A 14665-nucleotide genomic window follows, 5' to 3' on the forward strand; every position below is an offset into this window, starting at 1 on the left:
GCCGGGGCCCCGTTACCGCAACAACGGTTCGGCCCCTATCAGTCCTTGCCCTCTGCCGACGTATGCCCATCCCATCCCCCGCCCAACGCCGCTATCAACTGCACACTCGCCACCAACCGAGTCTGCAGCAAGGTCAACACGGTGCGTTCATTACTCAAGGCTGTCGCCTGCACCGTGACCACATCCAGATAACCAATCAGCCCTGCCTTGTACTGGTTCTCGGTCAAGCGCAGCGATTCGCGGGCCGATTGCAGCGCTTCGTTGCTGACCACCGCCTCGTCTTCCAGCACCTTCAACTGCACCATGTAGTTTTCGACTTCACGGAAACCATCGAGCACCGTCTGGCGGTACTTGGCCACAGTCTCATCATAAGAAGCCACGGTACGGTCGACTTCCGCCGAGCGCTGGCCGCCATCGAACAGGGTCATGGCCAGTTTCGGCCCCACCGACCAGAAGCGGTTAGGCAGGCTGATCCAGTCAGCATAGGTGCTGCTGGAATAACCGCCCGCCAGACTCAGCGTCAAATCCGGGTAGTAAGCGGCTTTGGCCACACCGATATTGGCGTTGGCGGCGATTACCGAACGTTCAGCGGAGGCAATGTCCGGGCGACGCTCAAGCAACTGTGAAGGCACGCTGACCGGCACCTGCGGCAGCGTCGGAATGCTCTTGCTCACCGCCAGGTTGAAGTTGGCCGGAGCTTCGCCGATCAATACGGCGATGGCATTTTCCAGCTGCGCGCGCTGCCAGATCAGATCGATCAGGCTGGCCTGGGTGGTCTTGAGCTGGGTTTGCGCCTGGGCGATGGCCGCCTTGTCCGACACACCGGCGCGGTATTGGTTTTCGGTCATTTTCAGCGAGCGCTGGTAAGTCTCCAGCGTGGCTTGCAACAGATGGGTCTGTTCATCCATGACGCGCAGTTGCAGGTAGTCCTGCACCAGCTCTGACTGCTGGCTCAAACGCATCGCCGCCAGGTCCGCCGAGCTGGCCTCGGCGGTGGCTTCGTTGGCCTCCAGGCCACGGCGCAGCTTGCCCCACACATCCGCCTCCCAGCTCACCCCCAGTTGGGCGTTGAGGGTGTCGCGGATGCCGCTGCTGGAGCTGCTGAGGCTGGCGCTGCTGCTGCCGGTGCCCTGGCTGGCGCGGGTTTTCCCGACGCTCAAGTCAACCGTGGGGAAAAACGCACCGCGGGCGCTGCGCACCTGGGCCTGGGCCTGGCGAAAACGCGCTTCGGCCTGGGCCACGGTCTGGTTGGAATTATTCAGGCGTTCCACCAGCTCATTCAGTTGGCGATCACCGTACAACTCCCACCAGGCCCCACGGGCCAGGGCGTCGCTGGGGGTCGCCTGGCGCCAGCCCTGGGCTTGCTTGAATTGCGCGGGCTCGGCAACGTCCGGGCGCTTGTAGTCCGGGCCGATGGCACAGGCGCTGAGCAAAGCGCCGCAGAGCACCAGGCCGGCCAGGCGGGAACCACGGGGCATGCTCATGGCCAATTGGGCAAAGGTTGAATCGGTCATAGCGCAGTGTCCAAGGCAGCATCGGTACGCACGCCGCGCCAGGCGTTGAAACGGTGGCGCGCGCGGTCGAGATAGAGGTAGACCACCGGAGTGGTGTAAAGGGTCAGGATCTGGCTGAACACCAGCCCGCCGATGATCGTCAGGCCCAGAGGCTGGCGCATTTCCGCGCCATCGCCGGCGCCGAGCAGCAACGGCAAGGCACCGAGGATGGCGGCCAGCGTGGTCATCAGGATCGGCCGTAGGCGCAACAGGCAGGCGCTGCGAATCGACTCCAGCGGGCTCATGCCGTCATGGCGCTCCAGTTGCAGGGCCAGGTCGATCATCAGGATCGCGTTTTTCTTCACCACCCCGATCAACAGGAACAGCCCCAGCAAGGAGATCAGGCTGAATTCGCCGCCCAGCAAATAGATGGAGAGCAATGCGCCCACCCCCGCCGACGGCAAGGTCGACAGGATCGTCAGGGGGTGAATGTAGCTTTCATACAGAATGCCCAACACCAGGTACACCGCTACCAACGCGCCGAGGATCATGAACGGCTGGCCCTTCTGGGTCGCCGCAAACGCATCGGCCGTGCCGGCCATCTTGGCGATCACATCTTCCGGCAAACCGACCTTGGCCACCGCTCGTTCGATGGCGGCAGTGCCCTGCTCCACCGTCACGCCAGGCGCCAGGTCGAAGGCGATGTTTTCCGAAGCGAACTGGCCCTCATGCCGCACGGTATCGGCGGCCAGGCTGTTTTCGTAATGAGCGATGGTGGACAACGGCACCCGCGCGCCCGTGGAGGTGATCACCTGCATCTGATTGAGGGTGATCGGGTCCTGGGCATATTTCGGGTTGACCTCCATCACCACCTGATACTGGTTGAGGCTGTCGTAGATGGTGGAAATCTGCCGCTGGCTGTAAGCATTATTCAGCACCGCCGTGACCATGCTCATGTCGATGCCCAGGCGCTTGGCCTGGTCGCGGTCGACGATCAACGTCACCTGTGCGGCGCCACGGCCTTCACGGGCGTCGATGGCCGTCAGTTCCGGCAGTGAGTGGAACGCCGCCACCACTTTCGGAAACCACGTGCGCAACGCGGCCAGATCCCCGCTTTGCAGGATGTAGGAATACTGCGCACTGCTCTGGTCACGGCTGCCGCCAAATTGCAGGTCCTGGTCGGCCATCAGGAACAGGCGCCCGCCCGGCACCAACGGTACATCCTTGCGCAAACGCTCGATGACTGCCTGGGCCGAAATCTTGCGTTCGGCAATGGGCTTGAGGCGCACCAGCATCACCGCGTTATTGGTACCGTTGTTGCCGCCGATAAACCCGGCCACGCTGAGCACGGCCGGGTCCTTGAGGATGGCCTTGCGGAAGGTTTCCATCTTCGGCTGCATCACGCCGAACGACAGCCCGTCGTCACCGCGCACAAAACCGATCAACTGGCCGGTGTCCTGCTGCGGCATGAAGGTCTTGGGCACGACCACGTACAGCGCAATGTTCACCCCGACGGTGATCAACAGGCTCAGCAGCGTGAGGCGCCGATGACGCAACACCCAGTCCAGGCTGGTGGCATACGCCGCGACCATGCGGTCGTTGACCCGCTGGCTCCAGCGCTGCAAACCGGTCATGTGCCCTTTGACATGGGGCTTGAGCCAACGGGCGCAGAGCATCGGGGTCAAGGTCAGCGACACAACCAGCGAGACGATGATCGCCGAGGACAAGGTGATGGAAAACTCACGGAACAGGCTGGTGACGATACCGCCCATAAACAGGATGGACAGGAACACCGCCACCAGCGACACGTTCATCGACAACAAGGTAAAGCCGACTTCCTGGGCGCCCAGGTAGGCCGCTTTCATCGGCGGCACGCCGTCGTCGATATGCCGGGAGATGTTCTCCAGCACCACAATGGCATCGTCCACCACCAGCCCGGTGGCCAGGATCAGCGCCATCAGCGAGAAATTGTTCAGCGAAAAGCCGAACAGGTACATCACCGCAAAGGTCCCCACCAACGACACCGGCACCGCCAGGGTCGGGATCAGCGAGGCGCGGAAGTTACCCAGGAACAGGTACACCACCAGCACCACCAGGGCCACCGCAATCAGCAAGGTCATCTCGGCTTCATGCAAGGTGGCGGTGATCACCGGCGAGCGGTCCATGGCCAGGTTGAGCTTGACGCTGGACGGCAGCACCGCTTGCAAGGCCGGCAACTGGGCCTTGATCTGGCGCACCGTCTCGATGATGTTCGCGCCGGACTGGCGGTTGATCACCAGCAGCACCGCCGCATCATTGTTGAAGAAGCCGCTGTTGTAGCGGTCTTCCACGCCATCACTGATCTTGGCCACATCGCCCAGGCGCAGGGCAGCGCCATTCTGGTAGCGGATCAGCAGCGGCTCGTAGTCCTTGGCCTTTTCCAACTGGTCGTTGGCCTGGATCTGCCAGTTGCGTTCGCTGTCTTCCAGGGAGCCCTTGGGCCGGCGCTGGTTGGCATTGGCGATGGTGTTGCGCACGTCATCCAGGGCCACGCCATACTGGTCGAGGGCCTTGGGCTCAAGCTCGATACGCACCGCAGGCAGGGAGCTGCCACCGATCTGCACTTCGCCCACACCCGGCACCTGGGACAGGCTCTGGGACAGGATGGTCGAAGCCAGGTCGTACAGCTCGCCCTTTTGCAGCACATCGGAGGTCAGCGACAGCACCATGATGGGTGCCTGCGACGGGTTGATCTTCTTGTAGGTCGGCATGCTGCGCATGCCGCTGGGCAGCAGGTTGCGCGAGGCGTTGATCGCCGCCTGCACTTCCCGTGCGGCGCCGTTGATATCACGCCCGGAGTCGAATGCGAGGATCACCCGCGTAGAGCCCTGGCTCGACGAACTGCTCATGGTGGTAATGCCGGCGATCGCGCCGAACGAACGCTCCAGCGGCGTCGCCACGGTCGATGCCATCACCTCGGGGCTGGCACCGGGCAAGCTGGCCGACACCACGATCACCGGGAAGTCGATCTGCGGCAGCGGCGACACCGGTAACAGGTTGAAACTCACGCCGCCCAGCAACAGGATCGCCAGGCTCAGCAGCATGGTAGCGACCGGCCTGAGGATGAAAGGTCCGGACAGGTTCATGACTCAACCGGCTCCAGGCTTTGCGGCTCTTTGCGCCAGCGACGGCCAAGGCGGTCGAAGTACAGGTAGATCACCGGCGTGGTGAACAGGGTCAGGACCTGGCTCACCAGCAAACCACCGACCATCACCAGCCCGAGCGGCTGGCGCAACTCCGCACCGGAGCCGGTGGCCAGCATCAGCGGCACCGCGCCGAACAACGCGGCCAGGGTGGTCATCAGGATCGGCCGGAAACGCAAGAGCGCCGCCTGATAGATCGCCGTCTGTGGGTCCAGGCCCTGGTTGCGTTCGGCGTCGAGGGCGAAGTCGATCATCATGATCGCGTTCTTTTTCACGATACCGATCAGCAGAATGATGCCGATGATCGCGATCATGCCCAGGTCATTGCCGCTGAGCAGCAACGCCAGCAAGGCCCCCACGGCGGCCGACGGCAAGGTCGACAGGATGGTGATCGGGTGGATGTAGCTCTCGTACAGCACGCCCAGCACGATATACATAGTGACCACCGCCGCCAGGATCAGCAGCAAGGTGCTCGACAGCGACGCTTCGAAAGCCTGGGCCGCCCCCTGGAACTGGGTCTGCACGCCGATCGGCATGCCGATGTCCTTCTGGGTCTGGTTGATCAGCTCCACGCCTTTGCCCAACGCGACGCCAGGGGCCAGGTTGAACGACATCATCACCGCCGGGAACTGGCCGATGTGGGCTATCGCCAGTTGGGCCTGGCGCTGTTCCACATGGGCCAGGCTCGACAGCCGCACCTGGCCGCCGTCGGTGGTTTTCACGTGGATCTGGTTCAGCGCCGCCGGGCCCAGGGTTTCACCGGATTGGGCCTGCAGGACCACGCGGTATTGGCTGGCCTGGGTGTAGATGGTGGAAATCTGCCGCTGGCCGAACGCATCGTACAGCGCATCGGTGATGGTCGACACGCTGACGCCCAGGCGCGAGGCCGCATCGCGGTCGATCACCAGGAACACCTGCAAGCCCTTATCCTGCAGGTCACTGGCGACGTCGGTAAGCTCCGGCAGCTGGCTGAGAGCGTGCACCAGTTTGTCACTCCACAGCGCCAGCAGCTCGGCGTCCGGTGAGGACATGCTGAACTGGTATTGCGTGCGGCTGACGCGGTCTTCGATAGTCAGATCCTGCACCGGCTGCATGAACAGGCGGATCCCCACCAGCTTGTCGATTTGCGGTTGCAGGCGGGTAATCACCTGGGCCGCGCTCAAGTTGCGCTGCCCATGGGGCTTGAGGTTGATCAGCAAGCGGCCGCTGTTGAGGGTGGCGTTGTCGCCATCCACGCCAATGTAGGACGACAGGCTTTGCACCGCCGGGTCAGCCAGGATGATCTTGGCCAATTCCTGCTGGCGCTGGCTCATGGCCGCAAAGGAAATCGACTGCGGCGCCTCGGAAATCCCCTGGATCACGCCGGTGTCCTGCACCGGGAAGAAACCCTTGGGCACCACCAGGTACAGGAATACCGTCAAGCCCAGGGTGGCGACGGCCACCAGCAAGGTCAGCGGTTGATGCTTGAGCACCCACTGCAATTTGCGCCCATAGGCTTCGATCAGCCAGTCGATCCAGGCGCCGCTGGCCTTGTAAAAGCGGCCCTGCTCGGCTTCCTTGGGTTCGCGCTTGAGCAAACGTGCGCACATCATCGGCGTGAGGGTCAGGGACACCACCAGGGAAATCAGGATCGCCACCGCCAGGGTAATGGCGAATTCACGGAACAGCCGACCGACCACATCGGCCATGAACAGCAGCGGAATCAGTACCGCGATCAGCGACAGGGTCAGGGAGACCAGGGTGAAGCCGATCTGCTTGGCCCCCTTGAGTGCCGCCGCCAGTGGCGTCTCGCCCTCCTCGATATAACGCGAAATGTTCTCCAGCATCACGATCGCATCGTCCACCACGAAACCGGTGGCGATGGTCAGGGCCATCAGCGTCAGGTTATTGATGGAGAAGCCCGCCAGGTACATCACGCCAAAGGTGCCGACCAGCGACAGCGGCACGGCGATCGACGGAATGATCGTGGCGCTGAAACGACGCAGGAACAGGAAGGTCACCATTACCACCAAGGCAATGGCGATGAGCAGTTCATGTTGCACGTCGGTGACGGAGGCACGGATGGTCTGGGTGCGGTCGGTCAGCACCGTCACATTGAGGCCGGCCGGCAGGTTGTCGGTGATGCTCGGCAACAGCGCCTTGATGCGGTCCACCACTTCGATCACGTTGGCGCCCGGCTGGCGCTGGATATTCAACAGCACGGCCTGGTTTTCGTTGGCCCAGGCGGCCAGACGCTCGTTTTCGGCGCCGTCGACGATCTGTGCCACGTCTTTCAGGCGCAGCGGCGCGCCATTGTTGTAGGCCAGGATCAGTTCGGCATATTGCTGCGGCGAGACCAACTGGTCGTTGGCGTCGAGCATCGACACACGGGTCGGCCCGTCGAAGTTACCCTTGGGCTGGTTGACGTTGGACGCGGCGATCAGAGTGCGCACATCCGACAGGTTCAACCCGTTGGCCGCCAGCGCTTCGGGGTTGACCTTGATGCGCACGGCCTGGCGCTGGCCACCGGCGATGCTGACCATGCCGACGCCGCTGATCTGGGCAATTTTCTGCGCCATGCGTGTATCGACCAGGTCATTGAGCTTGGGCAGCAACATGGTCTTGGAGGTGATGGCCAGGGTCAGTACCGGAGTGTCCGCCGGGTTGACCTTGTTGTACACCGGCGGTGCCGGCAGATCCTTGGGCAGCAGGTTGGTGGCGGCGTTGATCGCGGCCTGTACCTGTTGCTCGGCGACATCCATATTGATGTCGAGGTTGAAACGCAGGGTCAGCACCGACGCGCCGCCGGAGCTGGTGGATGCCATTTGGGTCAGGCCGGGCATCTGGCCGAACTGGCGCTCCAGGGGCGCGGTGACGGCGCTGGTCATCACGTCCGGGCTGGCGCCGGGGTACAGGGTCATCACCCGGATGGTCGGGTAGTCCACCTGGGGCAATGCCGATACCGGCAGCAAGCGATAAGCGATGATGCCGGCCAGGACAATGGCCAGCATGCTCAGGGTGGTGGCGACCGGGCGAAGGATAAACAGCCGCGACAGGTTCATGAACCGACCTTTTGCGCCTTGCCGGCGTCAGCACCGGTCTTCTCCTTTGCTGCGGGTTTGCCTTGCAGGTGCTCGGTCGGGGTCGTCGGCACTTCGCTGCTGTCGTTGACCACTTCGATTTCGCTGCCATCCTTCAAGCGGTCGGTGCCTTCCAGCACCACACGGTCACCGGCGACTAGACCTTCCTTGACCACCGTGTTGTCGCCATCGGAATCACCGACCACCAACGGCTGCATCTTGACCTTCTTGTCGCCGTCGAGCTTGTAGACAAAGGTGCCGTTATTGCCGAACTGGATCGCGGCGGACGGTGCCAGCACCACGTTATGCAGGGTATCGGCCAGCAGGTGCACATTGACGAACTGGTTGGGGAACAGCGCCTGATCCTTGTTATCGAAGCGCGCCTTGAACTTCAGGGTGCCGGTGGTGACGTCGATCTGGTTGTCGAGGCTCTGCAACACACCGACGGCCTGTTTCTTTACGTCGCCACGGTCCCAGGCTTCCACGGGCAGCTGGTTGCCGGCGTGAAAGCGGGCGAGCACGGTGTCGAGGGTGTTTTCCGGCAGGGTGAAGACCACGCTGATCGGCTGGGTTTGAGTGATCACTGCAAGGAAGGTGGTGTCATTGGCGGACACCAGGTTGCCCACGTCGACCTGACGCAAGCCCACTCGCCCACTGATGGGGGCGCGGATCTTGGTGAATTCGAGGTTGAGTTTGGCGTCGTCTACCGCGCCCTGGTTGGTCTTGACCGTGCCCTGGTATTGCAGGACCAGCGCTTCGGCAGTGTCCAGGGTTTGCTTGGCAATACTGTCCTGGGCATACAAGTCGCGATAACGCTGCACATCGACCTGGGCGTTTTTCAACTGGGCCTGGTTCTGCAACAGCGTGCCCTGGGCCTGAAGCAAGGCGTTCTGGTAACTGCGCGGGTCGATTTCCGCCAAAAGGTCGCCGGCCTTGACCATCTGCCCTTCTTCAAAGGCGATCTTCACCAACTCACCGCCCACCCGGCTGCGTACATTGATGGTATTGAGCGCGGTGACCGTGCCCAATGCCTTGTAGTACACCGGGAACTCCCCTTGCACCGCCGGTGCCACGCGCACCGGGATCGGGCCGGTGGAGCCGCCAAAGCCCGGCCGCATCATCCCCGACTTGCCGGCGCGGCCTTCCGACTTCGGTGCGGCGGCGTCCTTGTGGCTGCTGCCAGGCCAGAACTTCCAGCACAGGCCGGCGATGACCAGCAGCACAAACAGGCCGAACAACCAGCGGCGGGACTTACGGGGGGAGGATTGCATGGATTGATCAACCATTGGGCGCGAGAGCTTCTTCTTTGGGAGGCTGAAAGATAAGCACTGGGGCGCATTAAGAAAAGCGCCTTTACCGGCTATTTACCTTGGACTTACAAGTTTTAACTTCTGAGCTTAGTCGGCCCGCTATTTCGCTAAGCATCTGAGACGCAAATAAAAACGGCCTGGACTAGGCCAGGCCGCAAGCATGCATCACGCGTGTTACTGCAAAACGACAGTCACGCGCAGAAACAGTTACTTCAAAACAGCCAGGGCTGCTTCGTAGTTCGGTTCCTGGCCGATTTCGGAAACCAGCTCGCTGTGCAGCACGTTGTTGTTTTCGTCCAGTACCACCACGGCACGCGCGGTCAGGCTGCGCAGCGGGCCATCAACGATGTTTACGCCGTAGTCTTCGGAGAACGCAGCGCTGCGGAAGTCCGACAGGTTCTTCACGTTTTCCAGGCCTTCGGAACCGCAAAAGCGCGCTTGGGCGAATGGCAGGTCCGAGGAGATGCACAGCACGACAGCGTTGCTCAGGTCATTGGCCTGGGCGTTGAACTTGCGCACCGAAGTCGCGCAGGTCGGCGTGTCGACGCTTGGGAAGATATTCAGCACTTTGCGCTTGCCGGCGAAGGTCGCCAGGGTGGCGTCCGACAGGTCAGCGGCAGTCAGGGTGAAGTCTGGGGCCTGGGAGCCGACTTGCGGCAGTTCGCCTTCAACTTGCACAGGGTTACCACGAAGGGTGACTTGAGCCATGAACAGAATCCTTATGCTGGTTTATTGAAACGAATTCGAGAGGCGGAAGTTAACCACAAAGTCCCGTCGCTACCTACCGCCGTACACAAATTGTCATGTCGTGCCGTTGTGGTTTAATTGCGCGCTTTCGCCCGCCCCTCAAGGAACTCGTCGTTGATGAATCAGCCCGCCACCAAAGTCCTGGTCATTGGTTACGTCTGGCCGGAACCCCGTTCTTCTGCCGCAGGCGGGCACATGATGCAGATCCTGGAGAGTTTTCTTACACAAGGTTGGGACATTACCTTCAGTAGCCCTGCCACCATTGGCGAACATAAGGCCGACCTGCCGGCACTGGGCATTGCCGAACGCGCCATCGAACTCAATAACAGCAGTTTCGATGATTTTATCCGCGAACTGGCCCCGGATATCGTGCTGTTCGACCGCTTCATGATGGAAGAACAGTTCGGCTGGCGCGTGGAAAAATGCTGCCCGGATGCCCTGCGCGTACTGGAAACCTCAGACCTGCAAAGCCTGCGCGACGCACGCCATCAGCGCCTCAAGGACCATCTCAAGGTCGACCCCGACGGTGATGACTTCAGCGCCCTGTTCTGCGCCGATTTGCAACTGGCGTTCCAAGGCATGGCCGACACCGACCTGGCCAAGCGCGAGATCGCCGCGATTTACCGCTGTGACATCAGCCTGATGATCTCCGACCTGGAGATCCGCCTGCTCACCGAGCAGTTCAAGGTGCCGGCGGCCCTGCTCCATTGGTGCCCGCTGATGATGGTACCCCCTACCGAGCCCTTTGCGCCCTTTGAAGACCGTGCGCACTTCCTCAGCATCGGCAACTTCCGCCACGCCCCGAACTGGGATGCGGTGCTCTGGATGAAAAACAGCCTCTGGCCGCTGATCCGCCTGCAGTTGCCGGGCGTCCAGCTGCATATCTACGGCGCCTACACCCCGCCCAAAGCCACGGCCCTGCACAACCCAGCCCAGGGTTTCCATGTGATGAACTGGGCCGAAGATGCCTTGCAAGTGATGACCGCGGCGCGTATCTGCCTGGCGCCCTTGCGCTTCGGTGCCGGCATCAAAGGCAAACTGGCGGATGCCATGCTCTGCGGCACCCCGAACATCACCACGCCGATCGGCGCCGAGGCCATGGGCGGCGAGCAGCCCTGGCCCGGCATGATCGAGCAGAGTGCATCCGCCCTGGCTGCGGCGGCCGTGGCGTTGTGTCAAGACCGCGAACGCTGGACCCAGGCCCAGGAAAACGGCCGCCAGCTACTGGCCCGGCGCTATGATCAGAACGTCCACGGCCCGGCGTTGGTGGCGTGCCTGGAGGAGTGCCGCAGCCGGCTTACGGCCCATCGCCGGGATAACTTCACCGGCAGCATGCTGCGTCACCATGCCCATAAAAGCACCCAGTACATGTCCCAGTGGATCGAGGCAAAAAACCGCCTGCCTTAAACGCCGAGGCTGGCGGGGTTGTATGCAACGAGGCATTATCCTACGCAGCAACCACAATAAAGCGACGGCAGCATGACCCGAGCAACGCGAATCACCGACCCTTCCTACGAGCTGATGGACGACCACAACGGCCTGTCCATCATCTATCGCCAGCATGGCTTCCCCTGCCCCCTGGTGCGCTGGCACTTCCACAAGGAATACGAGCTGCACCTGATCGTCGCCAGCTCCGGCAAGGTGTTTATCGGGGACTATATCGGCAATTTCTACCCGGAAAGCCTGTTCCTCACCGGCCCTAACCTGCCCCACAACTGGATCAGCCAGGTGGAGGAAGACGAGGTGGTGCCCAAGCGCGACATGCTGGTGAATTTCACCGATGAGTTGCTGGAGAACGGCAGCCAGATCTTTACCGAACTCAAGACCTTGGCGCCGCTGTTGGAGCGGGCACAGTACGGCATCGAATTTCGCTGCAAAAAGACCATCGCCCAAGCCATGACCTTGATGCAACGTATCGAAGACGCCCAGGGCATGGCGCGCCTGGGGCACTTCTTCATCCTGCTGGAGGTGCTCAGCGCCTGCGAGGACTACCAGTTGCTCTCGGGCGTCACCACCCCGCAACTGGCGGATGAACACAGCATCGACCGCACCAACCGCGCGGTGGACTATATCTTTGCCCACTACGCACGCGAGCTGCCGCTGGAGGAAGTGGCGGACTACCTGGGGATGAAGCCGACCTATTTTTCACGGGTCTTCAAACAGGCCACCGGGCGCACGTTTATCGAATTCGTCAATCGACTGCGCATCAGCAAATCCTGCGAACTGTTGGCCGACGGCGATAAAGCGGTGACGGATGTGTGTTTTGAATCCGGCTTCAACAACATCTCCAACTTCAACCGACGCTTTCAGCAGCTCAAGGGCATGACCCCGTCCCACTATCGGCGTTTGGCGGTGCAGCGGTTGACTGAGCAGAACCTGGCCTGAAGCTTTCAGTCACCGGCCGCGAGTGCAAAAAAGTATCAGCCGAAGTGCTCCCAAGGATTTGTCACCTCCCCATTTCAAGGCTGTAATCAACGCACACTCTTCCTGACTCCCTGTGGGAAGACACAACAACAATAACTGTCCTTCTGTAGCCCTCTGGGCGCGGAAATGGAGTGCGCGATGAAGTTCACAGCAAAATCTCTGCTTGCCTTTACTTGCATGACCACCTGCATGACCCTCAGCGCCGTCAGCTTTGGCGCACAAACCCTGACCATCGCCACCGTGAACAACAGCGATATGATCCGCATGCAAAAGCTCTCGAAAACCTTCGAGACCGAGCATCCGGAGATCAAGCTGAACTGGGTGGTGCTCGAAGAAAACGTATTGCGCCAACGCCTGACCACCGACATCGCCACCCAGGGCGGGCAGTTCGACGTGTTGACCATCGGCATGTACGAAGCCGCACTGTGGGGCGCCAAAGGCTGGCTGGAGCCGATGAAGGATCTGCCGGCGTCCTACGACCTCGACGACGTATTCCCTTCGGTGCGTGACGGCCTGTCGGTCAAAGGCTCGCTGTACGCGTTGCCTTTCTACGCCGAAAGCTCGATCACCTATTACCGCACCGACCTGTTCAAGGACGCCGGGCTGACGATGCCCGAACACCCCACCTGGACCCAGATCGGCGAATTCGCCGCCAAACTCACCGACAAGACCAAAGAGCAGTACGGCCTGTGCCTGCGTGGCAAAGCCGGTTGGGGCGAGAACATGGCGCTGATCACCACCCTGGCCAACGGCTACGGCGCACGCTGGTTCGATGAGAAGTGGCAGCCGGAATTCAATGGGCCTGAGTGGAAGGACGCGCTGACCTTCTACGTCGACAACATGAAGAAATCCGGTCCGCCCGGTGCGTCCAGCAACGGTTTCAACGAAAACCTGGCGCTGTTCAACAGTGGCAAATGCGCGATCTGGGTCGACGCCAGCGTGGCCGGCTCATTCGTCACCGACAAAACCCAGAGCAAGGTGGCTGACCACGTCGGCTTCACCTTCGCCCCCCACGAGAAAACCGATAAAGGCACGTCCTGGCTCTACTCGTGGAGCCTGGCGATCCCGACCAGTTCCAAAGCCAAGGACGCCGCCAAGGTGTTCACCAGTTGGGCCACCTCCAAGGAATACAGCCAACTGGTGGCCAAGACCGACGGCATCGCCAATGTGCCGCCAGGCACGCGCAAGTCGACCTACAGCGACGAATACATGAAGGCCGCGCCGTTCGCCAAGGTGACGCTGGAATCGCTGAAAGTCGCCGACCCGACCAAACCGACGCTCAAGCCGGTGCCGTATATCGGTATCCAGTTGGTGACCATTCCTGAGTTCCAGGCGATTGGTACCCAGGTCGGCAAGTTCTTCTCCGGTGCGCTGACGGGCCAGCAGACGGTGGACCAGGCCTTGACCGCAGCGCAGACCACCACCGAGCGTGAAATGAAGCGGGCCGGTTACCCCAAGTAACCCAGGCATCTCACCGTCAAATGTGGGAGGGGGTTTGCCCCCTCCCACCCTGACCGCACTCCGATTCTCGCTCTGTACTGGCCTTGAATACCATGAATACACCCGCCAAAAACCGCCTGGCCAACCCTGGCTGGTTCCTTGTCAGCCCTTCGGTAGCCTTGCTGCTGTTGTGGATGATCGTACCGCTGGGCATGACCCTGTACTTTTCGCTGATCCGCTACAACCTGCTCTACCCCGGCGAAAACTCATTCGTGGGGTTGGAAAACTTCACCTACTTCATCACCGACTCGGGCTTCCTGCCCGGCGCGACCAATACCCTGCTACTGGTGGGCAGCGTACTGCTGATCAGCGTGGTGTTCGGCGTGCTGATCAGTGCCCTGCTGGAAGCCAGTGAGTTCTTCGGCCGCGGCCTGGTGCGGGTGATGCTGATCTCGCCGTTCTTCATCATGCCCACCGTCGGTGCACTGATCTGGAAGAACCTGATTTTCCACCCGGTCTCGGGGATTCTCGCCGCCGTGTGGAAGCTGTTCGGTGCCGAGCCGGTGGACTGGCTGGCGCACTACCCGTTGCTGTCGATCATCATCATCGTGTCGTGGCAATGGCTGCCCTTCGCCATTTTGCTGCTGATGACCGCCATGCAATCCCTCGACCAGGAACAAAAGGAGGCGGCGCGCCTGGACGGTGCCGGCGCCATCGCGATCTTCTGGCACCTGACCCTGCCCCACCTGGCGCGCCCGATTGCCGTGGTGGTGATGATCGAAACCATCTTCCTGCTCTCGGTGTTCGCCGAAATCTTCACCACCACCAACGGTGGCCCGGGCTACGCCTCGACCAACCTCGCCTACCTGATCTACAACCAGGCGCTGGTGCAGTTCGACGTGGGCATGGCCTCGGCCGGCGGCTTGATCGCCGTGGTCATCGCCAATATCGCGGCGATCATCCTGGTGCGGATGATCGGCAAAAACCTGACTGACAAGCCTTGAGGGCCG

General features: G+C 61.6%; 9 protein-coding genes. 4 read left to right on the forward strand and 5 right to left on the reverse strand.

The window, feature by feature from the left end:
- Nucleotides 1-38: 38 nt before the first annotated feature.
- The 5 genes from DK870_RS27020 to tpx form a co-directional block, all read right to left on the reverse strand.
- A complete protein-coding gene (locus DK870_RS27020; RefSeq protein ID WP_161550230.1) occupies nt 39-1514 on the reverse strand; it encodes an efflux transporter outer membrane subunit in 1476 nt (491 codons plus the stop codon).
- Nucleotides 1511-4618 carry an efflux RND transporter permease subunit gene (locus DK870_RS27025; RefSeq protein WP_060757046.1) on the reverse strand — a complete coding sequence of 1036 codons (3108 nt, stop codon included), beginning with the start codon at nt 4616-4618 and terminating at the stop codon, nt 1511-1513. The genes DK870_RS27020 and DK870_RS27025 overlap by 4 nt, the downstream gene beginning before the upstream one ends.
- Nucleotides 4615-7716 carry an MdtB/MuxB family multidrug efflux RND transporter permease subunit gene (locus DK870_RS27030; protein WP_161550231.1) on the reverse strand — a complete coding sequence of 1034 codons (3102 nt, stop codon included), beginning with the start codon at nt 7714-7716 and terminating at the stop codon, nt 4615-4617. The genes DK870_RS27025 and DK870_RS27030 overlap by 4 nt, the downstream gene beginning before the upstream one ends.
- On the reverse strand, nt 7713-9020 hold the full coding sequence (locus DK870_RS27035) for an MdtA/MuxA family multidrug efflux RND transporter periplasmic adaptor subunit (protein WP_060757048.1): 1308 nt from the start codon (nt 9018-9020) through the stop codon (nt 7713-7715). Before DK870_RS27035 ends, DK870_RS27030 begins: the two co-directional genes overlap by 4 nt.
- 231 nt (nt 9021-9251) lie before the next feature.
- Nucleotides 9252-9752, reverse strand: coding sequence for a thiol peroxidase (tpx, locus tag DK870_RS27040; protein ID WP_090371392.1), 501 nt, complete (start codon nt 9750-9752; stop codon nt 9252-9254).
- A 156-nt stretch (nt 9753-9908) separates the two neighbouring features.
- Here tpx and DK870_RS27045 point away from each other — a divergent pair, with 156 nt between their 5' ends.
- The 4 genes from DK870_RS27045 (at nt 9909) to DK870_RS27060 (ending at nt 14659) form a co-directional block, all read left to right on the forward strand.
- The gene (locus tag DK870_RS27045) at nt 9909-11198 is read left to right on the forward strand and encodes a glycosyltransferase (RefSeq protein ID WP_161550232.1); all 1290 of its coding nucleotides are present in this window, start codon (nt 9909-9911) and stop codon (nt 11196-11198) included.
- 72 nt (nt 11199-11270) lie between these two features.
- Entirely contained in the window at nt 11271-12176 is a 906-nt protein-coding gene (locus DK870_RS27050; RefSeq protein WP_060757051.1) for an AraC family transcriptional regulator, read from the forward strand.
- 216 nt (nt 12177-12392) lie between these two features.
- Nucleotides 12393-13676, forward strand: a complete 1284-nt coding sequence (locus tag DK870_RS27055) for a sugar ABC transporter substrate-binding protein (protein WP_372241730.1) — start codon at nt 12393-12395, stop codon at nt 13674-13676.
- Nucleotides 13677-13768: 92 nt separating this feature from the next.
- Nucleotides 13769-14659, forward strand: a complete 891-nt coding sequence (locus DK870_RS27060) for a carbohydrate ABC transporter permease (protein ID WP_060757053.1) — start codon at nt 13769-13771, stop codon at nt 14657-14659.
- The last annotated feature ends 6 nt before the right edge of the window (nt 14660-14665 follow it).

This window comes from Pseudomonas sp. Q1 (assembly GCF_009935975.1).
GTDB lineage: Bacteria > Pseudomonadota > Gammaproteobacteria > Pseudomonadales > Pseudomonadaceae > Aquipseudomonas > Aquipseudomonas palleroniana.